Here is a 23,054-nt window from a genome sequence, read left to right on the forward strand (position 1 = left end):
TTTAAAATGTTGATTTTATGGTATCAATTCAATGATTAAAAATGATTTCCCGTCCATTTGGATTGGATCATGCATTTGGATTACAGCATCTAGAAAGACCGCTTTACCTTTAGAATAATTTTCCAAATTCTCCTTAAATCGAGCTGTCGTAACAACTCTTGACTCAGGATTGTTGTTAATAACCACCATCACAGACTCTTTTGTATTGTATCGAAAATAAACATATATATTATCCTGAGGAATATAATGCGTAGTTTTTCCAAAATGGATTACGGACTTGGTTTTACGCCATTGAAACAATTGGGAAGTAAAATCATAATAGGCTTTTTGACCTTCTGTTCTTCCTTCATTAGTAAACGCATTAATAGGGTCATTGAGCCATCCACCTGGAAAATCTTGACGAATATCAGCATCGCCTTTGTATTGATCTCCTGCCATACCTATCTCCGAACCGTAATACAATTGCGGAATCCCACGAACGGTTGCCAAAATCACCATTGCTAATTTATATTTTTGCAAATCGATATTGTAACAATAATTGAGTCGTTTCGAATCGTGATTTTCGGCAAAAATCATCAAGTTATTGGCATTAGGATACAAAAAATCAAAAGTAAGCGAATCATAAATTCGAGTCATGCCTCTGTCCCAACTTCCGTCGTCTTCATTAAAAACAATTTGCAAAGCATCGCAAAGTGAGAAATCCATAACCGAAGGCAAATTGGAATTGTAATTATGAATTTGTCCCGTTTTACTGTCTTTTTGCCAATAGGCTAAAATTCCGTGATTACGTTGCGTAATTTCGCCTACCATATTAAACTTAGGATATTCATTCATAATAGCTTTAGTCCATTTTGCCATTTGCAACGGTTCAGCATAATTGAAAGTATCCACCCTAAGTCCGTCAAGATTAGCATATTCAATCCACCAAATGGCATTTTGAGTCAGATAGCGCAACACCAAAGGATTGGCACTATTCAAATCAGGCATAGTAGGCACAAACCAACCTTCAATGCATTGTTTTCTATCAACTTTCGCAGCATTTACATCTAATACTGTTGTGCGTTTGTGATTGGTTTCGGTGTAGTGTTCAAAGGTATTAATCCAGTCCACCGTTGGAGGATCTTGAACCATCCAGTGATGCAAACCCCAGTGATTGGTTACATAATCATGAATTAATTTCATATCCCGCTTATGCAGCTCTTCAGACAAACAAACATAATCTTCATTTGTTCCAAATCGTGGGTCAATTTTATACACATCAGACTGGGCATAAGAATGATAGGAATATTCCAATTCATTATCTTCACAAACGGGAGTACTCCATATAGCGGTAACACCTAACGATTGAATATAATCCAAGTGCTTGATAATTCCATTCAAATCCCCTCCATGACGTCCACCTGGGAGCGCACGATTGTACTTTTCATTTGTAGTTGCGTCGTTTGTATTGTCCCCATTTCCATTAGCAAAACGATCGGGCATGAGTAAATAAATAACATCTGATGAATCAAATCCTTTTCGTTCTGACGAATTTTCTCGACGCTGTTTGATGTGGTATTTTTGAGTAAAAACAATTTTATTATGCTTTTTGAACACAAAAACAATCTCTTTGGCATGATTCCATTTTACATTTATAGTTACAAACAAATAGTTGCAATTCTGTGGTTTTGTAACTTTTGTAATCACCCCTGACTCCGCTGTGTCAACAAAAAAACGACCAATTTCTTTGCCGTAAAACATAATTTGCAACTCTTTGTTATGCATTCCTGCATACCAAAAAGGCGGTTCTATTCTTTGTAACGGTAACTGTATTTTTGGATTCATGTATGGCACTTTCGACGATTAGCGGGCAAAATCAAAAATACGATTTTAAAAAAGAAGAATCATCGCTACCCTCGCTTTTGTAGTAAAATTTTAAAAAACTCGTTTTTAATCTAAATTCGCCCTGCATCCTACTGCTATTACCCGCTTTTAAGTATCTTTGAAACCAATCCAAATTTTAGCAACTCCACCATGAACTGGGAACAACTTTTATCATTGAAACGCCAAGGCGACAAGGGAAAACGACTACGCATAGAACAAGACGATACCCGATTAGGATTTGAAGTCGATTATGACCGTATTATTTTTTCAGCTGCTTTTCGCAGTTTACAAGACAAAACACAAGTCATCCCGCTTTCAAAAACTGATTTTGTTCACACGCGTTTGACCCATAGCTTAGAAGTTTCGGTTGTAGGAAGGTCATTAGGACGATTAGTTGGTAAAAAAGTTATTGAAAAACATCCCTATCTAAAAGAAATTCATGGTTTTCACATGAATGATTTTGGGGCCATTGTTGCTGCGGCTTCTTTGGCACATGATATAGGAAATCCGCCTTTTGGTCATTCAGGAGAAAAAGCCATTGGAGAATATTTTTCTATTGGTAACGGACAACAATACAAAGACCAACTGACCCCAAAACAATGGCAAGATTTAATTGATTTTGAAGGCAATGCCAATGGTTTTTCGGTACTTACTGGTAGTCGTCCAGGTATTGAAGGAGGACTACGTATTTCCTATGCTACTCTTGGGGCTTTTACCAAATACCCAAAAGAAAGTTTACCTAAAAAACCTACCAAAAATATCGCCGACAAAAAATATGGTTTTTTTCAAAACGACAAATCTTTCTTCCAAGAAGTCGCTACTGACTTGGGTTTGATTCCAAACAAAACTGGAGATGCTATTGGATTTGAACGTCATCCTCTAGCTTATTTAGTTGAAGCTGCTGATGATATTTGCTACACCATTATTGACTTTGAAGACGGTATCAATCTTGGTCTGGTTTCCGAAGATTTTGCATTAGAATATCTTATCAAACTAGTCAAGGACAGTATTGGCACCTCTAAATACAAGAGTCTTGAAACTAAGGAAGACCGCATCAGTTATTTGCGTGCACTTGCCATCGGAAGTCTGATTAACGACGCTGTAAATGTGTTTATCGAAAATGAAGAAGCCATCTTAGCCGGTAAATTTCCTTTTGCCTTAATGGATAAAAGCAAATACAAAGCACAAATGGACGATATTATAAAAATAAGTATTGACAAGATTTATCAAAGTCGTGAAGTCATCGAGAAAGAAATTGTAGGTTACCAAATCATCCAAAATTTACTCGATAAATTTATCACGGCATTCAACAATCATTTTGAAGGTAAAGCGTCAAATTACGACCAACTTTTACTGAAATTATTACCCGAAAAACACCATTTGGACAAAGACAATTTGTATGAGCGTTTATTGCATATTTGCCATTACATTTCGCTTTTGACAGACGGAAACGCATTGGAATTATTCAATACCATCAACGGTAAAAAAGGAATCTAGAACCAAATCAAGGTTTAAAAAGTTAGCCACGAATTCACGAATTAAATTTACTAATTCGATATTCGTGGCTTTTTAGACTAATACTTTAGTTCCTTTAACCCAAAATCAACATCTAGGATTTTATTTTTTTGGTTTACGCAGATTTTCGCAAATTTTATGTTATAAAACTGTGTAAATCCGTTTGATCTGTGTTATCTGTGTTCCAATGCATTTACAAAAAATCCTAAAAAGAATAAGTCATTCCTACACCAAAAACTTGTTTCAACTGAGCTTTCGGCCCTACAGTGACCTGGGTTCCGTTGATTTCTTCTTTGGCTTTGATATCATCGTCATAAATAACATGCAAACCAATATTAGTCCTTACATATTGATTGACGACTAAAGCCAAAACCAAATCATAATCAATATCTACGTTCCCATACTTATTGATATAATCCGAATACAAACTCAAACGATTTTCAAAATTGATATTTTTAGCAATTTGTTTTTTATAAAAAGCAGTAATTAAAGTACCCAATTCTGATTTTACTTTTTTTCCATGTTCCACTAAATTTCCTTCGCTATCATAAACCGCTTTAGTAACACCAAAAGCGCCACTATCAGCCAGCCTTTGAATACCTACATAGGTCAGCTTAGAGGTAAAAGGTGAAAAATAAAATAATTTATCTTTTTTCTTAGAAGCATATTCCGCACCAACCCCTAAAAAAGAATAAACGGGAGCAAAAGGTCCTGAAACTGCTACATCTGTATTAGGATATTTGTACCCATTAGTAAATTGGGTATTTAAATTAAACTTCGCACTATGATACCAATTAGATTGCTCGTTTTCACGATAGCCAAAAGTAGAGCTAAACAAAAAAGCATCATCTGTTTTTCTTAACTCCGTTCCATCCTGCTTGTTCAACCCATAACGCATGATAAGTTCGTTTGCCCAACGCACATTTTCAGTGGTATAATTTCGGTTGAACTGAGTCCTTAACAATCCTGAAATAGAATTAGTTCCTCCAGCGTTCCAATTGAGAAATAAAATTTCTGAAATCGAGAAATCTATTTTATTTTTTTTCTCCCAATGAGAAACACTGTCTGTAATTTGTGGTTCAGGTTCAAGAGTAGTGATGATTTTCTGAGAAAAGACAGTTGAACTTATCATTAAAACAAGAAGAACAAAATGGAATCGTTTCATTATGAGCGTTTTTTTTATTTGAAAATAGATGCTATTTTGACACCTCTTTAAAAAGCATAGCCAAACTAGTAACGTCAATTCCACACAATTGTTGCAATTCACTCACTGTACCTTGCTCAATAAACACATCGGGGATTCCTAATTTTTGTACAGGAACCGCATATTTATTTTGTGAACCAAAGTCCAAAATAGCCGCCCCAAACCCACCAATTATTGTGCCATCTTCTATTGTTATTATTTTTTTAAATGTTTTAAAAATAAAATGTAAGACTTTTTCATCCAAAGGTTTAACAAATGGAAAATCATAATGTGCAATAGCAGTAGGATTACTAATTGTATCTATTGCTTCACTAACATTTCTCCCAATGGTACCATTGGATAATACAGCCACCTTTGTCCCTTCTTTTAAGCATTTTGACCGACCTATTTCAATAGGTCTGTATTGACCAAAATGATTGGATTGCCAATTAACCGTCACACCACGTCCTCGTGGGTAACGTATGGCTATCGGAAAATCAATCCCTAATTGAACCGTGTAAAGAATATTTTGCAATTCAATTTCATTCAATGGAGAATAGATTACCATATTAGGAATACAACGCAAATAAGCTATATCAAATACTCCATGATGCGTAGCCCCGTCTTCACCCACTAATCCTGCTCTGTCCAAACAAAATATAACGGGCAAGTTTTGCAAAGCCACATCGTGAATCAACTGATCGTAAGCCCTTTGTAAAAAAGTAGAGTAAATATTGCAATAAACCACCATCCCTTGCGTAGCCATTCCAGCGGCTAAAGTTACAGCGTGTTGCTCCGCAATCCCCACATCAAAGGCTCGTTCAGGCAAGGCTTCCATCATGAACTTCAACGAACTCCCTGATGGCATCGCGGGTGTGATTCCAATAATCTTTTCATTTTTTTGCGCCAAATCCAATACCGTTAGCCCAAAAACATCTTGGTATTTTGGCGGTAAATTTTCTTCAGATTTCAAATGAATTTCACCTGAAAGAGCATCAAATTTCCCTGGTGCATGGTATTTCACTTGATCTTCTTCGGCTTGCTTGAGTCCTTTCCCTTTGGTGGTAATAATATGCAGAAACTTAGGTCCTTTTATTTTTTGCAATCGTTTCAATTCTTTGACTACTGCAAAAATATCATTCCCATCAATTGGTCCCGAATAATCAAAATTGAGAGACTTAATGATATTATTTTGACGTGGATTTTTTCCTGTTTTAACCGCAGTTAAATATTGTTTCAAAGCCCCTACACTGGGATCAATCCCAATGGCGTTGTCATTTAGAATAACTAACAAATTAGCATCTGTAACACCTGCATGATTCAAACCTTCAAAAGCCATCCCTGAAGCAATTGATGCGTCGCCAATCACTGCAATATGTTGTTTTTCGAACTCCCCTTTCAAATTAGAAGCAATCGCCATTCCCAAAGCTGCTGAAATTGAAGTGGAAGAATGGCCTACGCCAAAAGCATCATACACACTTTCACTCCTTTTAGGAAAACCTGAAATGCCTCCAAATTGTCTGTTGGTCTCAAATCGTTCTCTTCTCTCGGTTAGAATTTTATGCCCATAAGCTTGATGACCGACATCCCAAATCAAAACATCGTCCGGTGTATTAAATACATAATGTAGGGCAACCGTTAATTCGACCACACCTAAACTCGCTCCTAAATGCCCCTCCTTTACCGCTACGACTCCAATGATAAAATCACGAAGTTCCTGTGCCAATTGGGGCAATTGCGATTCGCTTAGAAGACGCAAATCAGTTGGGTTTTGAATGTTTTGAAGGAGATTCTTGGTCATTGCACAAATGTACAAATTGAATTCTTATTTTTCGAAGATTGAAAAATCCTTTCCTTGCTGAAAATTTCTTAACTTTGATTTAAATCTGGAAATCATGAACTTAGAAGCACAACGTAGAAATATTGTACATAAAATATTGGATATTGAAAATGTGCAATTACTTGACAAAATAGAAGCATTACTTAATAATGACATATACACTTTTACCACTGATGGAAAAGCATTAACCACCAAAGATTACAAAGAACACCTACAACAGATAATGAACGTATCAGATGCAGGAGAAAGCGGCTATACGACTGAAGAGGCTAGAAAAAAAATTATCAAAAAATGAAAACGGTAATCTGGTCTCCCAATTCAATAGAATCTATTCAAAACATTTACAACTTTATCTTTACTCAAAGCCCACAAAATGCAGAATTAGTGATTGAAACCCTATTTAACATTGGTGAAAACTAAATTTGTTTCCTGAAAAAAATCCAATTGACCCCTTATTCAACTCAAATGAAATTCGTTTTTTCCCGAAATGGAATTTTAAAATTGTTTACAAGATTGAAAAAGACCGAATTTGTATACTAGATGTTTTCTCGACTTCTCAAAATCCTAAAAATTACAAATTGTAATTTTAATCTAGAAAATGAATGATTAAACTTTTTACTATTCAGGATTTTTCATTTTCACCTGATTTGAACACTATAACATTATCAAAAACAAGTTCAAAACTGTACTTTTGCGTCATGATAAACCCTTTCACCGACGAATATTTCATGAAACGCGCCTTGCAAGAAGCCGAAATGGCTTTTGAAAAGGGGGAAATTCCTGTAGGTGCCATCGTTGTGGTTGACAACAAAATCATTGCCCGCTCCCACAACCTAACCGAATTACTCAATGACGTAACCGCTCATGCCGAAATGCAAGCCATTACAGCGGCAGCTAATTTCCTTGGTGGAAAATATTTAAAAGATTGCACACTGTATGTCACCTTAGAGCCCTGCCAAATGTGTGCGGGTGCTTTGTATTGGAGTCAGATTTCAAAAGTGGTCTTTGGCGCTAGTGATACACATCGGGGGTTTGAAAAAATGGGCGGACAACTGCATCCTAAAACTACCGTTATTCGAGGAATTCTCGCTGATGAAGCCGCTACTTTAATGAAACGTTTTTTTGCTGAAAGAAGAAAATAATTGGACTTCCATCCGCTTAAAAATGCAAAGCCGTACTATTCTTGATTTCCCCCATTACAAAAATGGTTTGGGTATTCCCAATATTTTCAATGGTCGATAATTTGTTCATGACAAAATCTTGATAGCTCGCCACGTCTTCGACTAGAATTTTCAGCATAAAATCATAATCTCCTGCGATATTGTAACACTCAATAATTTCAGGTAAAGCAACAATATCTTTTACAAAATTGGCTCCTACATTTCGAGCATGTTCTTTTAATCTTACATTACAGAAAACTGTCATCCCTAATTTCAGTTTCTTTTTATCTAATAAAGCCACATATTTCATAATATAGCCTTCGCGTTCGAGTCTTTTGATGCGCTCATAAACAGGAGTTGTGGTCAAGAATAATTCGGCAGCTAGCTCTTTTATGTTGATATTCGAGTCGGCTTGTAATCGTTTTAGGATTTGAATGTCGGTAGCATCTAGATTTTCCATAGGATAATTTACGGCAAAAGTTAATTTAAAAGATGTGTTTTAGTCTAAAAACCTTCAAAAATACACTTTTACAGTTCAATTTACTTAATAAACTTCAATAATTCAGTATTAATTACCAAGACAATACATTTGTAAAGTAAAAAACACTAAGACATGAAAACAAATAATTTAGGCTATCCCAGAATTGGAAACCAAAGAGAATTAAAAAAAGCAAACGAATTGTATTGGTCAGGAAAAATCCCTGCTGATGAACTTTTGAAAGTGGGTAAAAACATCCGTGAAACCAACTGGAAACTACAATCAGAAATAGGGATTGACTATATTCCATCGAATGATTTTTCGTTTTACGACCAAGTATTGGATTTGAGTCTAACTGTGGGCGCCATTCCTAAACGTTACCATGAATTTGCTGAAACCAATACCTTCTTAGACTTGTATTTTGCGATGGCTCGTGGCGCACAAAAAAACAATCAAGACGTAGTTGCGATGGAAATGACCAAATGGTTTGACACTAACTACCACTATATCGTTCCTGAATTCACCAAAGACCAAGAATTTTATTTGTTTTCGGAAAAAATTATTGAAGAATTCAAAGAAGCCAAAGCAATCGGAATTGTTACCAAACCCGTTTTGATTGGTCCCGTTTCTTACTTGCTTTTAGGAAAAGAAAAAGAAGCGGGTTTCCACAGAATTGACTTACTAGAGAAACTTCTTCCTGTTTACTTCGAAATCCTAACCAAATTAGAAAATGAAGGTGCGACTTTCATTCAATTTGACGAACCCTTTTTAGCCCTAAACCTTACCGATAAAGAACGCCAAGCATTGGTTTACACCTACAACCAAATCCATACGCAATTCCCTAATATCAAAATCAATCTAGCGAATTATTTTGATTGTTTTGGCGAAAATTTGGCGACAGCCTTATCCTTGCCCATTGATACTTTTCATTTGGATTTAGTGCGTTGTCCATTGCAATTGGACGATATTTTAGATTCAAAATTATTAGCGCCTACTGCTAAACTTTCGTTAGGAGTGATTGATGGTAGAAACATTTGGAAAAATGATTTCAAAAAATCCTTAGCCTTGATTCAAAAAGCGATTGATGCTTTAGGAACGGATCGTGTTTTGATAGCTCCTTCTTGTTCATTGATTCATTCGCCTTGCGATTTGGATTTGGAAACAAATGAAGCAAATCTAAGTGCAGAAGTAAAACAGTGGTTGGCTTTCGCCAAACAAAAAATTGAAGAAGTCATAGTGCTTCGCAATTTGGCTTCAGACGAAATTACAGAGCATGACCAAGCACAATTTGAAGCCAATACTTTGGCGAATGCCAAACGAAAAACAGCTACCATCATTCACAATGAAGCCGTCAAAAACAGAGTAGCTTCTATTGAAGAAAATGACTCTAAAAGAAACAGCATCTTTGCTATTCGAAGAGAAAAACAAGCCAAAGCTTTGCAATTGCCGTTGTTCCCAACGACAACTATTGGTTCGTTCCCACAAACGCCAGAAGTGCGTAGCTGGAGAGCCAAGTTCAAAAAAGGCGACTTATCTCCAAAAGAATATGATGCTTTATTGAAAAAAGAAACTGAAGAAACGATTCGTTTTCAGGAAAAATCAGGAATTGACGTTTTGGTTCACGGTGAATTTGAACGCAATGATATGGTAGAATACTTTGGCGAACAATTAGACGGATTTGCGTTTACCAAAAACGGTTGGGTTCAAAGTTACGGTAGCCGTTGTGTAAAACCACCTGTTATTTATGGTGATGTTTCTCGTCCTTCTCCGATGACAGTTAAATGGGCTGAATATGCGCAATCATTGACTCCTAAATGGGTCAAAGGAATGTTGACGGGACCTGTTACCATCTTGCAATGGTCGTTTGTCCGTGATGACCAACCAAGGTCGGAAACTTGTACGCAAATCGCTTTGGCTATTCGTGATGAAGTAGTGGATTTAGAAGCTGCTGGTATCAAAATTATTCAAATTGATGAACCTGCTATCCGTGAAGGATTGCCTTTACGCAAAGAAGAATGGGCAAAGTATTTAGACTGGGCAATTAAAGCTTTTAGAATTTCAGCTAGTGGCGTTGCCGATGATACACAAATCCACACGCACATGTGTTATAGCGAATTTAACGACATCATTCAAAACATTGCCGATATGGATGCCGATGTGATTACGATTGAATGCTCGCGTTCGCAAATGGAATTACTAGATGCTTTTGCTGATTTTAACTATCCTAACGAAATTGGACCAGGCGTTTATGACATTCACTCGCCACGTGTGCCTTCTCATGAAGAAATGATTCATTTGCTAGAAAAAGCCGCTGCGGTGATACCAGCCAACCAACTTTGGGTAAATCCAGATTGTGGTTTAAAAACACGTCACTGGGACGAAACTAAAAAAGCCTTAATCGAAATGGTGAATGCTGCTAAAAAAATGCGTTTGGCTGTGGAGAAATTGGAGACGGTTTAAAAAAGGAAAAACACAGATTTCACAGATTATCACGGATGTTTTCTGTTACAAATAAGAATCTGTATCAACCTGCTATTACACAACTCTTTTAAATTTCATTTATTTAATCTGCCTCATCTGCAAAAATCTGCGTGAAAAATAAGCACGCAGATTAGGCAGATTTTTGCAGATAATACTGCTGCCTTATTATATATTAAGCAAACTATTAATTGAAACTATAAACAAAAAAAACAGCTATCCAAAATGGATAGCTGTTTTCATTTTTTCATTAAAAGATAAATTAGTTGACACAATTTTCATCTTTTATCTCTAAAATAACATATCTATTATTAAAGTAGGATGTCAATTCTTTAAAATCTTCATAATGCTCATGCTCTATGTTTTCTATACTTAGATCACAACCTCCATTGTTGCATTTTGAAACCACTACATTTAAATGTTTTCCTGTTTTAGTTTCTTTCACTAAATAGGCATTATATCCACATTCAGGACAATCAATTTCTAATTTCATTTTAAAAACTAGTTAAGACCCACACATTTCACAATCCTCAGGACCGCCTGCTTGGGCTTGTAGAATCATTTTTTTGTACTCTTCAATATCAATTGCTTCTGTTTTTACTTCTTCAGCAACTGGTTGTGCTTTTTTGTCATTATTAAGGGTAAACTTAATGGCATCAACCGCGGCTTTGGTGCGCAAGTAATACATTCCAGTTTTCAATCCTGACTGCCAAGCGTAGAAATGCATTGAAGTCAATTTTGAATAGTTGGCATCTTGCATAAACAAGTTCAACGATTGTGATTGATCAATAAAGTAACCACGTTGACGAGACATATCAATAATGTCTTTCATAGACATTTCCCAAACCGTTTTGTACAGGTCTTTCAAGTCTTGTGGTATCACATCAATATGTTGCACTGATCCGTTGTGACGCATGATTTCTTGTTTCAAAGTTTCATTCCACAATCCACGCTCCACTAAATCGTGAAGCAAGTGTTTGTTCACAACGATAAACTCCCCAGACAATACACGACGGGTGTAGATATTAGAAGTATAAGGTTCAAACGCCTCATTGTTTCCTAAGATTTGAGAAGTAGAAGCGGTAGGCATAGGCGCCACTAACAAAGAGTTACGAACACCGTGCTCCATTACTTCTTTTCTTAACGAAGCCCAGTCCCAACGTCCTGATAATTCTTCGTCTTTCATTCCCCATAAATTATGTTGGAATTCTCCTTGAGAAATTGGAGATCCTTTGAAAGTAGAATATGGACCTTCCTCTTTCGCCATTTCCATAGATGCGGTTACAGCAGCAAAGTACAAGGTTTCAAAAATTTCTTGATTCAATTTCTTAGCCCCTTCTGAAGTAAAAGGCAAACGCAACATGATAAAAGCATCAGCTAAACCTTGCACTCCAAGACCAATTGGTCTGTGGCGCATATTGGAGTTTTCAGCCTCTGGTACTGGATAATAGTTTCTGTCAATTACTTTGTTCAAGTTTCTAGTCACTCGTTTTGTGACATTAAACAAAGCTTGGTGATCAAATTTTCCGTTATCAACAAACATTGGCAATGATAACGAAGCCAAGTTACACACGGCAATTTCATCCTTAGAAGTGTACTCCATAATCTCAGTACATAAGTTCGATGAACGAATAGTACCTAGATTTTTTTGATTTGATTTACGGTTCGCTGCATCTTTATACAACATATAAGGTGTTCCAGTCTCAATTTGTGATTCTAGAATTTTCTCCCATAGTTCACGCGCTTTGATGGTTTTTCGACCTTTTCCTTGCGCCTCATAACTCTCGTATAACTTTTCGAATTCTTCTCCATATACGTCATACAGACCAGGACATTCATTAGGACACATCAAAGTCCAAGCTCCGTCCTCTTGCACACGTTTCATGAATAAATCCGAAGTCCACATGGCAAAGAACAAGTCTCTAGCACGCATCTCTTCTTTTCCTGTATTCTTTTTCAAATCCAAGAAATCAAATATATCCGCATGCCAAGTTTCGATATAAATTGCAAAACTACCTTTACGTTTTCCACCACCTTGATCTACATAACGCGCTGTATCATTAAAAACACGTAGCATTGGAACAATTCCGTTAGAAGTACCGTTAGTCCCTCGAATATAAGAACCTGTTGCACGCACATTGTGAATTGACAATCCAATTCCACCAGCTGATTGCGAAATCTTAGCAGTTTGTTTTAATGTATCGTAAATTCCATCAATACTATCATCTTGCATAGCCAAAAGGAAGCAAGAAGACATTTGAGGTTTTGGAGTACCAGAGTTGAACAAGGTTGGAGTGGCATGTGTAAAGAACTTTTTAGACATCAAGTCATACGTTTCTAAAACAGACTCTAAGTCATCCAAATGAATCCCTACCGATACACGCATCAACATGTGTTGTGGACGCTCAACAATTTTTCCGTTTATTTTAAGCAAATACGAACGCTCTAAAGTTTTAAAACCAAAGTAATCGTAGTTGAAATCTCGATTATAAATAATATGCGAGTTTAAGAACTCCGCATTGGCCTGAATCACATTATGCACTTCCTCTGAAAGCAACGGTGCTTTTTGTCCGTTTCTTGGATTCACATAGTGATACATTTCATTCATCGTTTCAGAGAATGATTTTTTAGTATTCGAGTGCAAGTTCGAAATCGCAATTCGAGCAGCTAATTGTGCATAATCAGGATGCGCAATAGTCATAGAAGCAGCAGTTTCGGCCGCTAAGTTATCTAATTCAGAAGTAGCCACTCCATCATACAAACCTTCAATAACACGCATGGCAACCTTCACCGGGTCCACTAATTCGTTCAACCCATAACATAGCATTTTTATTCTGTCCGTAATCTTATCAAACATTACAGGCTCCTTACGACCGTCTCTCTTTACTACATACATACGCTTACTATTTTTAATTATTATGAAAAGTAAACCATCAAAATCAGTGCTTTGATGGTTATACAGGGCTATTTTATTTTTTGGAGCTACTCCTCATCCGTTTCAACCATCCTGTTAGTGGTCTAACTGTGGTGAATAAAAAAATTCAATCACTTGGAGCTAAGCTTATCTCTAGTTTTGACACTTTAAGGCACTTTTACCAAAAGCCAAATTTGTGTTGATTTAAGAATTTTGAGCTAATTAGAAATCGGCATCAAAAGATATTTTTTGCGAATCCGTATCGTTGTTCATCACACCAGCTTTTTGGTATTCAGCAACCCTCTTTTCAAAGAAATTGGTTTTTCCTTGTAACGAAATCATGTCCATAAAATCAAATGGATTTGGTGTATTGTACACTCTTTCACATTCTAATTCCACCAACAATCTATCAGCAACAAACTCTAAGTATTGAGTCATCAAGCCTGCATTCATACCAATCAAACTTACTGGCAAAGACTCTGTAATAAATTCTCTTTCAATATCTAAAGCATTTACAATAATTTCTTTGATACGTTCTTTAGACACTTTATTCACTAAGTGATTGTTATGCAAATGCACAGCAAAGTCACAGTGAACTCCTTCGTCACGAGAAATCAATTCATTAGAAAAAGTCAAACCTGGCATTAAACCACGTTTTTTCAACCAGTAAATAGAACAAAATGCTCCTGAGAAGAAAATCCCTTCTACCGCAGCAAAAGCAATCAAACGTTCTGCAAAAGAATCTGATTCAATCCATTTCAATGCCCAGTCTGCCTTCTTTTTGATAGCTGGAAAAACCTCTAATGCATTGAATAATTCTGACTTTTCAGCCTCATCCTTCACATAAGTATCAATCAATAGTGAATAGGTTTCACTATGAATATTCTCCATCATGATTTGGAAACCATAAAAGAATTTTGCCTCCGCATACTGCACTTCATTAACAAAATTTTCTGCTAAGTTCTCATTTACAATCCCGTCTGAAGCGGCAAAAAAGGCTAATATATGTTTGATAAAAAAACGTTCATCATCATTCAATTTATTATTCCAATCGGATAAATCTTGATGCAAGTCAATCTCTTCAGCAGTCCAAAAACTAGCTTCCATTGTCTTGTATCGCTCCCAAATATCTTGGTGCTTGATAGGAAAAATTACGAAACGATTTTTATTCTCTTGTAAAATAGGTTCTACTTGCGACATTACTATTAGGTGTTTTTTTATTGAATTTTTAGCAGAAATCGATGCTTTCTGTGAACTACAAAGATTGAAAAATATTGTGACTATAAAAAGTCAAACTTATTCACAAAAAGCCCTAGTTTTTAACAACGACGTAAATAAACCGCACTTTTCATACAATTTACAACACGTTATTTATCAACACATTAACTTTATAACAATTCCAAATAATTGCTTAAAACATACGGTTCAATACAGCAAAAACAAAGGGTTTTAACGTTTTCTTGAACCTTGTTTTTTCCATTCTTGAGCAACCAAATCCAACTCCGCATACCAGTCCTCTCCAAATCGTCTTACCAACGCTTCTTTGACAAATTTATACACCGGAACTTCCAATTCCTGGCCCAACGAACACGCATCATCACAGATGTCCCATTTGTCATAATTCACCGCAGCAAACTCGGTAAAATCTTTAATGCGTATGGGATACAAATGACAAGATACTGGCTTTTTCCAATCCACAATTCCTTGATTGTAGGCCTGCTCAATACCACATAAAGCTGTTTTACCATCAAAAATTACATACGCGCAATCTTTGTTATCAATAAGTGGCGTTTCTAAATCACCGTCTGTTCCAGTAGTCCAAGCCCCTTGAGCCTCAATAGCAGCAATTCCTTCTTGACGAAGAAATGGTTTCACCTTAGGATAAAGAGCTTCCAAAATCTTAGCTTCTTCCTTACTCAAAGGTGCTCCCGCATCACCATCCACACAACAAGCCCCTTTACAAGCCGATAAATTACAAACAAATTCTTTTTCTAAAATATCTTCAGAAACAATGGTTTTCCCTAACTGAAACATGGATTACAATTACTTTATTTATTAAAGTACAAAGGTAGTCAAACAAAAACATATCGAAGAAACAAAACAAAGCTATTAACATTTTTCAAGGACAAATTACCCTACTTTACCCTGGAAATCAATATCATTTCTAATCCATTAAAAACGCAGTCATGCTATACCAACTCCCTTATCATTCTTTGTCATAGTTTTCCAAAAAACAAAAAAACACTGTAGCGTTGCGCTGTTAAAAAATTTGCAGTTAATGTTAAAGCGCTATCGGGTTCCATATTTTTTTTATAATTTTACCCCCTAATTTAATCTGTAAAGGTCTTAAAAAGGCCACAATAACTAGCACAACACCCCTATTTAAGTCTTTACTCCAAAACAAATTAACTTCTTATGAAAATCTTTATCAACATATTAGTGTTTTTAGCTGTCGCACTAATAATTTTCAACATCACAATGTTAGATTTTAAAGATCCTTTCCACGGCGATAGCGCCGTAGCATTCATTGGAATTGCAGCTTCGTTTTGCGCCGTTTTAATTCTTTTAATTTTTAAGATGTCCAAAAAAATTGAAGAAAAAACTAACGACAAATAAACATGAAATTTGATGTTTTAATTATTGGTGGCGGTGTTTCTAGTGTTTCTTGCGCATTGGTTTTAGGGTCAGCACAATACAAAGCATTTGCAAAAAGCAAAAAAATAGGCATCATCACTCACCAAAAAACATCAGCACTTCAGGATGCTATTTTTTACAACGCCTACGGAATTGCTCCAGGAACTTTAGGCTCAGAATTGCTCAACAGCTCTACCGAACATTTAGCGGAGACTTATCCGCACGTCACGCAAATACCGAACGAAAAAGTACTATCGGTTGAAGGCACTGCACCTCATTTTAAAATCACAACTAACAAAAACACTTATACTGCTGAAATAGTGGTTATAGGTATTGGCTCTGCCAACACTTTTGCTATCGAAGGTTTAATGCCTTATGTTATACCTCATCAAAAGGCACTTCCTATAAAAAACCGCATTCAATTGCAAAACACAGACCATAAAGTTACCGATGGAATTTATGTTATAGGCACTTTGGCAGGATGGAGAAGCCAACTCGCTATTGCTGCAGGTAGTGGCGCCGCTGTGGCGACGGATATATTAACACTTTGGAATGAAGGAGAACAAACCCATTCTCACGACAGCATCCGTGTAAAATAACATTTATTTCCCCATCAACACTCTTTGAATCATCTTATCTTCTTTTAAAAGCAGTTCGTAATACGCATTATCTCCATACAATTGACGAGCCATTTCGGCATGTAAATAACGCTTAACAACCCCTTGACTACCTGAAAGATTGAGCGCCAACCTATTTTTATAGATATATTCTTGGAAGCGTTTGTAATAGACCTCTTCTTGCTCCATTTGAGTCAAAAATTTCCGAAAAGCCATCTGTTTAAAATCGTTACGATGTTTATCTAATTGTTCAAAAACAAAGTTCCCTACAATCCCCGATTGCAAGAGGTAATTCACATTGGGATTATCTGTTTCGAGAGGTACAAAAATATCCGGAACGATTCCTCCACCCCCAAAGACGATTCGCCCTTTTGGCGTTTTAAATTGCAAACTATCTGCTATTTTTATACTATCTTTAGCATACAATTCTCCCGACAAAAATCGAGACTCTGCTTCTTTAAAATAAGATTCATTTCCTTTTTTATATGATTTTTGAATCGAACGACCAGTAGGCGTATAATACCTCGCTACCGTCAATCTTACTGCCGATCCATCTTGGAAATTCATTTCGCGTTGCACCAAGCCTTTCCCAAAAGACCGCCTACCTACCACCACTCCGCGATCATTATCTTGAATAGCCCCTGCTAAAATTTCGCTAGCAGAAGCACTATTTTCATTGATTAAAATTATTACTTTACCTTCTTTAAAAACGCCATTCCCTGTCGCAAATGTCTTTTCAACCATGTCTTTTTTATTTTTAGTAAAAACAATGAGTTGGTCTTTTTTCAAAAAAACATCAGCAATCGCTATCGCTTGCTCCATATAGCCTCCACCATTATCTCTAACATCAATAATTACTGAGGTCATTCCTGCTTTTTTCAATTGCAACAAAGCGGATTTGAATTCCTTAAACGTAGTTTCAGCAAAACGGTTGATTTTTATATATCCTTTGTGAGGTTTCAACAGCAAGGCAACATCTACACTTTTTAAAGGTATCACTTCTCGTTCCAAATTGAAACGCATTAATTTGCGTTGTGATTTTCTATAAACCACCAACTGAACCGATGAACCACGAGTGCCTTTTAACTGAGAAAACAAACTGTCATTAGGCAATTTACGTCCAAACAATTTAGTGTTGTTAGCATACAAAATTCGGTCGCCCGCTTTTATTCCCGCTTTGGCCGAAGGACCGTTTTCTATAGGGCGAATAACTGCCAAGCTATCTTTGTACATGTAAAAACTAATCCCGATACCTACAAAATCACCTCGCATATTTTCTTCAACCCGCATTTGTTCCTCTGTAGGCACATATACAGAATGAGGATCGAGTTGTTTCATGATTTTATCCACAGTGAGATTAACAATCGAATCCGTATTAACATCATCGATATAATCATTTTCAATAAAATCAATTAATTGACTAAGCTTGTCTTTAGCACTATTGGTAGCCAAAAAAGGCGTTTGGGTAGAAGTTTGCATCCATTCGCCCAACACCACACCTACAGCTAAAGTAACTCCAAATAAAAAGGGCAAATATTTTGAATGGATTTTCATCTAATCTTCTAAGTCCTCAATGTGGTCCACAATCACCCCCGCTTTTTTCAGAAATTCAATTCCTGAATTATCTCGGTATCCATTATGATACACCACTCTTTTAATCCCCGATTGATGAATCAACTTACTACATTCTTTACATGGCGAAAGCGTAATATACAAAGTAGCCCCTTCACATGATTGGGTCGAGCGTGCCACCTTCAAGATGGCATTGGCTTCTGCATGCAACACATCCCATCGCGTTAATCCTGTTTCGTCTTCGCAACAGTTATCAAAACCCGATGGAGTTCCATTATAACCATCAGAAATTATCATTCTATCTTTGACAATAATTGCCCCTACCTTTTTGCGTTGGCAATACGACAACAACCCCCACTCAGTGGCAATCCTCAGGTATGCCTTATCGTATTTATTTAATTTTAATTTTTCCATTTTACTTTAACCACATTTCGTTTTCCAATACCATTGGTATTACAACTCCAATTATAAACGCAGACATCACCAAGGTCCAATCTCTTTTTGAAAATCTAAAAAAAGTTTGCACTATATAGGATAGAATCAACATAACAAAAACAACCACTAATTGTCCTACTTCAATACCCAATGAAAACTCACTCAAAGGCAATAATTTTCCAACTGTATTCCCAGAAAGAATAGATTTAAAATAGCTTGAAAAACCTAAACCATGTATAATTCCAAAAAACAAAGTTACAAACACAATCAAATTAATGCTTTCCTTCTTATTGCTTTTGCCAGCTGTAAAAAGATTAAATAATGCCACTATTAATATGGTCACTGGAATCAACATCTCCACCACACTGACTTTTATTGCAACAATCCCAAAAATAACCAACAACAAGGACATGGTATGCCCTAAGGTAAATAAGGTAACCAGTAACAAGATTTGTTTCCAGTCCTTGAAACTAAAGGGAACCGATAATGCGATTAAAAACAAAATATGGTCATAAGAATAAACATCCAAGATATGTTTAAATCCTAATTGAAAATACATTAAAAATTCTGACATAGGTTTTTATATTATTAATAAGATATGGGATTGTAAACTTACAATTTATTTTGAAAAGGAACATTCCCTTCAATTGAAAACGACAAAAGCCCTTCTAAATTGCTCCAAACCACCTCTATTCTCCATCTCAAGAACCGCTTTTAATTCTACCTCACTGGCTAAAACAGGTCTCAAACACACGACCTGAACCGTTTTTGAACGCATAGAATTTAATTTAAACTAGTGGTCTTTTTTTCTATATTAAAAATTTAACAATTAGAATTTAAAAAAATAAAAATTGAATTATCTTTGCCCAATATAAAAACAATAATTATGTCATTTTCAGATTTATTTGATAGCGAATTCAAGCAAAGAAACAAAGGTCACTTTTCTGCAATTGTTCGTGTTGCTCTAGCTGACGGTGTTGTAGCGCCAGAAGAAAAAAACTTTTTGGACAAATTAGCTACGAAACTTGAAATTTCGGCTACAGAATACGAAGAAATTTTAGAAAATCCTGCCATTTACCCCATAAACCCTCCTTACTTGTACAGCCAACGCCTTGAGCGTTTGTACGACTTAGTGAGAATGGTTCATGTAGATCACCAATTAGGTGACAAACAAGAAACGGTTTTAAAGAAAATTGCCATTGGTTTAGGATTCACGCCTAGCAATGTGAATTACATCGTTGCTAAAGCATTATCACTTGTTGACAAAAAAGTTGATTTTGATACGTTTGCTTATGAAATGCAAAACATGTACAAATAATACCTTTTTATACCATAAAAAAAGCTCTTGAATTGTTTCAAGAGCTTTTTTATTTTACAGCCGTTGCAGTTTGAATTATTGATTTGCTTTACGCATAAACTCCTCCGCTTTTTCCACCATATTATAACTACCACAGAAAAAGGGCACTCTTTCATGAAGTTCTTTAGGCTTAATTTCCATAATACGCTTAAAACCGTCCGAAGCCTTACCTCCAGCTTGTTCCGCAATAAAAGCCATAGGATTACACTCATACAACAAGCGCAATTTACCATTAGGAGCTTTAGAACTCGTAGGATAAATATAAATTCCTCCTTTAATCATATTTCTATGAATATCCGAAACCAAACTTCCTATATAGCGTGACGTATAAGGACGATCACCTTCTTCAGACTGGCAATATTTGATGTAGTCTTTTACCCCTTGCGGAAATTGAATATAATTCCCTTCGTTAATCGAATAAATATGTCCGTCTTTTGAAAACTGCATATTAGGATGTGACAAATAAAATGTTCCAATGGCAGGATTCAATGTAAAACCGTTCACTCCATGTCCTGTAGTGTACACTAACATAGTAGAAGTACCATAAATTACATAACCTGCTGCCACTTGACAAGTTCCAGGCTGTAAAAAATCTTCCAAAGTTACAGGTGTCCCAATAGGAGTGATTCTGCGGTACACTGAAAAAACAGTTCCCACCGACACGTTTACATCGATATTTGACGAACCATCAAGAGGATCCATCAAAACGATGTACTTGTTAGCGTGCTTGTTGTCATTTCCTCTCACCGTAATAAAATCATCATTCTCCTCCGATGCGATACCACATACAATCTCACGATTGATTAGCGTTTGGATGAAAATTTCATTAGCATAGACATCTAATTTTTGCTGGTCTTCTCCCTGAATGTTCTGCTCTCCAGCAGCTCCTGTAATATCAACCAATCCTGCTTTATTCACCTTGTAACTGACCACTTTGGCAGCCAAGCGAATGGAATTGATGATTCTGGACAATTCTCCAGACGAATATTGAAACGCTTTTTGGTTTTCAATAATAAATTCTCCGAGTGTTTTGTTGCGTTCTTCCATTTAAGAAATCGTTGTAGTTAGTTTGAAGTCACAAATATCGTTTTTTTTGTGAAAAGGAAAATAATAAAACAAACCTAATTTGTTAGTATTGTATATTTGCTGAAATAATTATTTAACAGATTGTTATAAAAATACAAACCCCATTGCTATGATCATCCGAAAAGGCATTCCACAAGACATGCAAGCCGTTCTGGAATTGATTCAGGAATTGGCCCATTTTGAAAAAGAACCTCAAGCGGTTGAACTTACGACTGATCAATTGCTTCAGGATGGTTTTGGTAAGAATCCTTTGTTTGAGGTATTTGTTGCTGAGCAAAACGGTAAAATCATTGGAATGGCGTTGTATTATTACAAATATTCCACTTGGAAAGGCAAAAGCATCCATTTAGAAGATTTGATTGTAACAGCTAGCGAAAGAGGTAATGGCGTAGGCCAAAAACTATTGGAAACCATGGTTGCTTTGGCTCAAAAAGAAAAAGTAAAACGTCTGGAATGGAATGTTTTAGACTGGAACACACCTGCCATTGATTTTTACCAACAATCAGGAGCTGAAATTTTAAAAGAATGGCAGCTGGTTAGGCTAGATGAATCGAGAATTATTAATTTTGCCAAAAAAAATTAAATTAAAAAAAATAAATCACAATTAAGAACATGAGAGTATTTAAGTTTGGTGGAGCCTCTGTCAAAGACGCGGAAGGAATCAAGAATGTTTACGATGTTTTACAAAAAGTAGGTTATGAAGATGTATTACTTGTTGTTTCAGCTATGGGAAAAACCACCAATGCGCTGGAACTTGTAATCAAAGATTATTTTGACAAATCACCTTCGCTACAATCATCTGTTCAGGAAGTTAAAAAATACCACAATCAAATCCTTTTGGATTTATTTGAAGATGAAAATCACGAAGTTTTTCAAGCAGTAAACAATCAATTTACGGAGTTGGAATACTTTTTATCACACAACAAATCACCTAACTACAACTTTGTTTACGACCAGATTGTAAGTTATGGGGAGTTGATTTCGACTACTGTTTTAAGTCATTTCATGACCTTTATGGGAATCCAAACACAGTGGATTGATGTACGTAATTTTGTAAAAACGAATGCCAACTATCGTGATGCCGAAGTGGATTGGGAGTTGACACAAAAGAACATTGCCAACAATGTAAAAAGAAAAACATTGAACATTACTCAAGGTTTCTTAGGTTCAGATGAAAATGGATTTACCACTACTTTAGGTCGTGAAGGTTCAGATTATACGGCTGCTATTTTTGCTTATTGCTTGAATGCAGAAAGTGTAACCATCTGGAAAGATGTTCCTGGCGTTATGAATGCTGACCCAAGATATTTTGAAAATGCGAGTTTGTTAAATCAAATTTCGTACAGAGAAGCTATCGAATTAGCCTTTTACGGAGCAACGGTTATTCACCCAAAAACCTTACAACCGCTACAAAAAAAGGAAATCCCCTTGTATGTTAAGTCTTTTATCAACCCTTTACTCAAAGGTACGGTAGTTTCTAAAGGTATGGCATTAGAGCCTTATTTGCCTTGTTTTATTGTCAAAAGAGACCAAACCTTAATTTCTCTTTCTTCTATCGATTTCTCATTTATCATGGAAGAACACATCAGCGAAATTTTTGCTTTGTTCCATGAGTTTAAAATAAAAGTGAACTTAATCCAAAATTCTGCTATTAGTTTCTCTGTTTGTGTTGAAGATAAATTTGGTAATTTCCAAGATTTAAATGCGGTTCTTTCTAAAAAATTCAAAGTAGATTATAACGAACACGTTACTTTATATACCATCAGACACTTTAACGATCAAGCAGCTGAAATGGTGGAAAAAGACAAAACGGTAATCTTGAAACAAGTAAGTACAGAAACCATGCAAATTATTACTAGCGAAAAACAATAATTGCAGCAAATACATACGATTCAATTACGAATTGAATACTAACAGAAAGG

General features: G+C 36.0%; 23 protein-coding genes. 10 read left to right on the forward strand and 13 right to left on the reverse strand.

Annotated elements, in window-relative coordinates:
- Positions 1 to 15 precede the first annotated feature (15 nt).
- Positions 16 to 1,824: a glycoside hydrolase family 13 protein gene (locus tag K5R64_RS09475; protein WP_220762971.1), complete on the reverse strand. Its 1,809-nt coding sequence runs from the start codon at positions 1,822 to 1,824 to the stop codon at positions 16 to 18.
- Between the two features lie 189 nt (positions 1,825 to 2,013).
- Here K5R64_RS09475 and K5R64_RS09480 point away from each other — a divergent pair, with 189 nt between their 5' ends.
- Complete coding sequence (locus tag K5R64_RS09480) at positions 2,014 to 3,360, forward strand: deoxyguanosinetriphosphate triphosphohydrolase (RefSeq protein WP_220762973.1); 1,347 nt, start codon at positions 2,014 to 2,016, stop codon at positions 3,358 to 3,360.
- Positions 3,361 to 3,583: 223 nt separating this feature from the next.
- Here the strand turns inward: K5R64_RS09480 and K5R64_RS09485 are convergent, their stop codons facing one another.
- Together K5R64_RS09485 and K5R64_RS09490 are read right to left on the reverse strand one after the other, a co-directional pair.
- Positions 3,584 to 4,543 carry a DUF3078 domain-containing protein gene (locus K5R64_RS09485; RefSeq protein ID WP_220762975.1) on the reverse strand — a complete coding sequence of 320 codons (960 nt, stop codon included), beginning with the start codon at positions 4,541 to 4,543 and terminating at the stop codon, positions 3,584 to 3,586.
- A gap of 31 nt (positions 4,544 to 4,574) precedes the next feature.
- On the reverse strand, positions 4,575 to 6,362 hold the full coding sequence (locus K5R64_RS09490; RefSeq protein ID WP_220762977.1) for a 1-deoxy-D-xylulose-5-phosphate synthase: 1,788 nt from the start codon (positions 6,360 to 6,362) through the stop codon (positions 4,575 to 4,577).
- Between the two features lie 94 nt (positions 6,363 to 6,456).
- On the opposite strand from K5R64_RS09490, the gene K5R64_RS09495 reads away from it, so the two are divergent.
- From K5R64_RS09495 to K5R64_RS09500, 3 genes are all read left to right on the forward strand, one after another.
- On the forward strand, positions 6,457 to 6,696 hold the full coding sequence (locus tag K5R64_RS09495; RefSeq protein WP_220762979.1) for a hypothetical protein: 240 nt from the start codon (positions 6,457 to 6,459) through the stop codon (positions 6,694 to 6,696).
- On the forward strand, positions 6,693 to 6,821 hold the full coding sequence (locus K5R64_RS17190; RefSeq protein ID WP_255580336.1) for a hypothetical protein: 129 nt from the start codon (positions 6,693 to 6,695) through the stop codon (positions 6,819 to 6,821). The genes K5R64_RS09495 and K5R64_RS17190 overlap by 4 nt, the downstream gene beginning before the upstream one ends.
- A 278-nt stretch (positions 6,822 to 7,099) precedes the next feature.
- Complete coding sequence (locus tag K5R64_RS09500; RefSeq protein ID WP_220762981.1) at positions 7,100 to 7,543, forward strand: nucleoside deaminase; 444 nt, start codon at positions 7,100 to 7,102, stop codon at positions 7,541 to 7,543.
- Between the two features lie 16 nt (positions 7,544 to 7,559).
- On the opposite strand, the gene K5R64_RS09505 is transcribed toward K5R64_RS09500, so the two are convergent.
- Positions 7,560 to 8,021 carry an Lrp/AsnC family transcriptional regulator gene (locus K5R64_RS09505; RefSeq protein ID WP_220762983.1) on the reverse strand — a complete coding sequence of 154 codons (462 nt, stop codon included), beginning with the start codon at positions 8,019 to 8,021 and terminating at the stop codon, positions 7,560 to 7,562.
- A 153-nt stretch (positions 8,022 to 8,174) separates the two neighbouring features.
- Between K5R64_RS09505 and metE the strand changes: the two genes are divergently transcribed.
- Positions 8,175 to 10,499, forward strand: coding sequence for a 5-methyltetrahydropteroyltriglutamate--homocysteine S-methyltransferase (gene metE, locus K5R64_RS09510; protein ID WP_220762985.1), 2,325 nt, complete (start codon positions 8,175 to 8,177; stop codon positions 10,497 to 10,499).
- Between the two features lie 280 nt (positions 10,500 to 10,779).
- On the opposite strand, the gene K5R64_RS09515 is transcribed toward metE, so the two are convergent.
- From K5R64_RS09515 to K5R64_RS09530, 4 genes are all read right to left on the reverse strand, one after another.
- A complete protein-coding gene (locus K5R64_RS09515; protein ID WP_220762987.1) occupies positions 10,780 to 11,010 on the reverse strand; it encodes a hypothetical protein in 231 nt (76 codons plus the stop codon).
- Positions 11,011 to 11,022: 12 nt separating this feature from the next.
- Complete coding sequence (locus K5R64_RS09520) at positions 11,023 to 13,413, reverse strand: ribonucleoside-diphosphate reductase subunit alpha (RefSeq protein ID WP_220762989.1); 2,391 nt, start codon at positions 13,411 to 13,413, stop codon at positions 11,023 to 11,025.
- A 240-nt stretch (positions 13,414 to 13,653) separates the two neighbouring features.
- Positions 13,654 to 14,631, reverse strand: coding sequence for a ribonucleotide-diphosphate reductase subunit beta (locus tag K5R64_RS09525; protein ID WP_220762991.1), 978 nt, complete (start codon positions 14,629 to 14,631; stop codon positions 13,654 to 13,656).
- A gap of 249 nt (positions 14,632 to 14,880) precedes the next feature.
- Complete coding sequence (locus K5R64_RS09530; protein WP_220762993.1) at positions 14,881 to 15,465, reverse strand: DUF3109 family protein; 585 nt, start codon at positions 15,463 to 15,465, stop codon at positions 14,881 to 14,883.
- 381 nt (positions 15,466 to 15,846) lie between these two features.
- Between K5R64_RS09530 and K5R64_RS09535 the strand changes: the two genes are divergently transcribed.
- Together K5R64_RS09535 and K5R64_RS09540 are read left to right on the forward strand one after the other, a co-directional pair.
- A complete protein-coding gene (locus tag K5R64_RS09535; RefSeq protein WP_220762994.1) occupies positions 15,847 to 16,047 on the forward strand; it encodes a hypothetical protein in 201 nt (66 codons plus the stop codon).
- Positions 16,048 to 16,049: 2 nt separating this feature from the next.
- Complete coding sequence (locus K5R64_RS09540; RefSeq protein ID WP_220762996.1) at positions 16,050 to 16,664, forward strand: FAD-dependent oxidoreductase; 615 nt, start codon at positions 16,050 to 16,052, stop codon at positions 16,662 to 16,664.
- 3 nt (positions 16,665 to 16,667) lie between these two features.
- Here the strand turns inward: K5R64_RS09540 and K5R64_RS09545 are convergent, their stop codons facing one another.
- From K5R64_RS09545 to K5R64_RS17195, 4 genes are all read right to left on the reverse strand, one after another.
- Positions 16,668 to 18,236 (reverse strand): S41 family peptidase, encoded by a 1,569-nt coding sequence (locus tag K5R64_RS09545; protein ID WP_220762998.1) that lies wholly within the window; start codon positions 18,234 to 18,236, stop codon positions 16,668 to 16,670.
- Positions 18,237 to 18,668 carry a dCMP deaminase family protein gene (locus K5R64_RS09550; RefSeq protein WP_220763000.1) on the reverse strand — a complete coding sequence of 144 codons (432 nt, stop codon included), beginning with the start codon at positions 18,666 to 18,668 and terminating at the stop codon, positions 18,237 to 18,239.
- Position 18,669: 1 nt separating this feature from the next.
- Complete coding sequence (locus K5R64_RS09555) at positions 18,670 to 19,263, reverse strand: HupE/UreJ family protein (protein WP_220763001.1); 594 nt, start codon at positions 19,261 to 19,263, stop codon at positions 18,670 to 18,672.
- Between the two features lie 69 nt (positions 19,264 to 19,332).
- On the reverse strand, positions 19,333 to 19,467 hold the full coding sequence (locus tag K5R64_RS17195) for a hypothetical protein (protein ID WP_255580337.1): 135 nt from the start codon (positions 19,465 to 19,467) through the stop codon (positions 19,333 to 19,335).
- Positions 19,468 to 19,575: 108 nt separating this feature from the next.
- Between K5R64_RS17195 and K5R64_RS09560 the strand changes: the two genes are divergently transcribed.
- The gene (locus K5R64_RS09560) at positions 19,576 to 20,007 is read left to right on the forward strand and encodes a TerB family tellurite resistance protein (protein ID WP_220763003.1); all 432 of its coding nucleotides are present in this window, start codon (positions 19,576 to 19,578) and stop codon (positions 20,005 to 20,007) included.
- 75 nt (positions 20,008 to 20,082) lie between these two features.
- On the opposite strand, the gene fbp is transcribed toward K5R64_RS09560, so the two are convergent.
- The gene (gene fbp / locus K5R64_RS09565) at positions 20,083 to 21,093 is read right to left on the reverse strand and encodes a class 1 fructose-bisphosphatase (protein WP_220763005.1); all 1,011 of its coding nucleotides are present in this window, start codon (positions 21,091 to 21,093) and stop codon (positions 20,083 to 20,085) included.
- Between the two features lie 148 nt (positions 21,094 to 21,241).
- On the opposite strand from fbp, the gene K5R64_RS09570 reads away from it, so the two are divergent.
- Positions 21,242 to 21,715, forward strand: a complete 474-nt coding sequence (locus tag K5R64_RS09570) for a GNAT family N-acetyltransferase (protein ID WP_220763007.1) — start codon at positions 21,242 to 21,244, stop codon at positions 21,713 to 21,715.
- A gap of 29 nt (positions 21,716 to 21,744) precedes the next feature.
- Entirely contained in the window at positions 21,745 to 23,004 is a 1,260-nt protein-coding gene (locus K5R64_RS09575) for an aspartate kinase (RefSeq protein WP_220763008.1), read from the forward strand.
- Positions 23,005 to 23,054: the final 50 nt, after the last annotated feature.

Origin of the sequence: Flavobacterium sp. UMI-01, assembly GCF_019656315.1 — a bacterium.
Taxonomy (GTDB): domain Bacteria; phylum Bacteroidota; class Bacteroidia; order Flavobacteriales; family Flavobacteriaceae; genus Flavobacterium.

What these genes read in the sequence shown, in the direction of transcription:
- K5R64_RS09475 (WP_220762971.1), bottom strand. Translation starts at nt 1,824, where the DNA reads ATGAATCCAAAAATACAGTTACCGTTACAAAGAATAGAACCGCCTTTT.
- K5R64_RS09480 (WP_220762973.1), top strand. Translation starts at nt 2,014, where the DNA reads ATGAACTGGGAACAACTTTTATCATTGAAACGCCAAGGCGACAAGGGA.
- K5R64_RS09485 (WP_220762975.1), bottom strand. Translation starts at nt 4,543, where the DNA reads ATGAAACGATTCCATTTTGTTCTTCTTGTTTTAATGATAAGTTCAACT.
- K5R64_RS09490 (WP_220762977.1), bottom strand. Translation starts at nt 6,362, where the DNA reads ATGACCAAGAATCTCCTTCAAAACATTCAAAACCCAACTGATTTGCGT.
- K5R64_RS09495 (WP_220762979.1), top strand. Translation starts at nt 6,457, where the DNA reads ATGAACTTAGAAGCACAACGTAGAAATATTGTACATAAAATATTGGAT.
- K5R64_RS17190 (WP_255580336.1), top strand. Translation starts at nt 6,693, where the DNA reads ATGAAAACGGTAATCTGGTCTCCCAATTCAATAGAATCTATTCAAAAC.
- K5R64_RS09500 (WP_220762981.1), top strand. Translation starts at nt 7,100, where the DNA reads ATGATAAACCCTTTCACCGACGAATATTTCATGAAACGCGCCTTGCAA.
- K5R64_RS09505 (WP_220762983.1), bottom strand. Translation starts at nt 8,021, where the DNA reads ATGGAAAATCTAGATGCTACCGACATTCAAATCCTAAAACGATTACAA.
- metE (WP_220762985.1), top strand. Translation starts at nt 8,175, where the DNA reads ATGAAAACAAATAATTTAGGCTATCCCAGAATTGGAAACCAAAGAGAA.
- K5R64_RS09515 (WP_220762987.1), bottom strand. Translation starts at nt 11,010, where the DNA reads ATGAAATTAGAAATTGATTGTCCTGAATGTGGATATAATGCCTATTTA.
- K5R64_RS09520 (WP_220762989.1), bottom strand. Translation starts at nt 13,413, where the DNA reads ATGTATGTAGTAAAGAGAGACGGTCGTAAGGAGCCTGTAATGTTTGAT.
- K5R64_RS09525 (WP_220762991.1), bottom strand. Translation starts at nt 14,631, where the DNA reads ATGTCGCAAGTAGAACCTATTTTACAAGAGAATAAAAATCGTTTCGTA.
- K5R64_RS09530 (WP_220762993.1), bottom strand. Translation starts at nt 15,465, where the DNA reads ATGTTTCAGTTAGGGAAAACCATTGTTTCTGAAGATATTTTAGAAAAA.
- K5R64_RS09535 (WP_220762994.1), top strand. Translation starts at nt 15,847, where the DNA reads ATGAAAATCTTTATCAACATATTAGTGTTTTTAGCTGTCGCACTAATA.
- K5R64_RS09540 (WP_220762996.1), top strand. Translation starts at nt 16,050, where the DNA reads ATGAAATTTGATGTTTTAATTATTGGTGGCGGTGTTTCTAGTGTTTCT.
- K5R64_RS09545 (WP_220762998.1), bottom strand. Translation starts at nt 18,236, where the DNA reads ATGAAAATCCATTCAAAATATTTGCCCTTTTTATTTGGAGTTACTTTA.
- K5R64_RS09550 (WP_220763000.1), bottom strand. Translation starts at nt 18,668, where the DNA reads ATGGAAAAATTAAAATTAAATAAATACGATAAGGCATACCTGAGGATT.
- K5R64_RS09555 (WP_220763001.1), bottom strand. Translation starts at nt 19,263, where the DNA reads ATGTCAGAATTTTTAATGTATTTTCAATTAGGATTTAAACATATCTTG.
- K5R64_RS17195 (WP_255580337.1), bottom strand. Translation starts at nt 19,467, where the DNA reads ATGCGTTCAAAAACGGTTCAGGTCGTGTGTTTGAGACCTGTTTTAGCC.
- K5R64_RS09560 (WP_220763003.1), top strand. Translation starts at nt 19,576, where the DNA reads ATGTCATTTTCAGATTTATTTGATAGCGAATTCAAGCAAAGAAACAAA.
- fbp (WP_220763005.1), bottom strand. Translation starts at nt 21,093, where the DNA reads ATGGAAGAACGCAACAAAACACTCGGAGAATTTATTATTGAAAACCAA.
- K5R64_RS09570 (WP_220763007.1), top strand. Translation starts at nt 21,242, where the DNA reads ATGATCATCCGAAAAGGCATTCCACAAGACATGCAAGCCGTTCTGGAA.
- K5R64_RS09575 (WP_220763008.1), top strand. Translation starts at nt 21,745, where the DNA reads ATGAGAGTATTTAAGTTTGGTGGAGCCTCTGTCAAAGACGCGGAAGGA.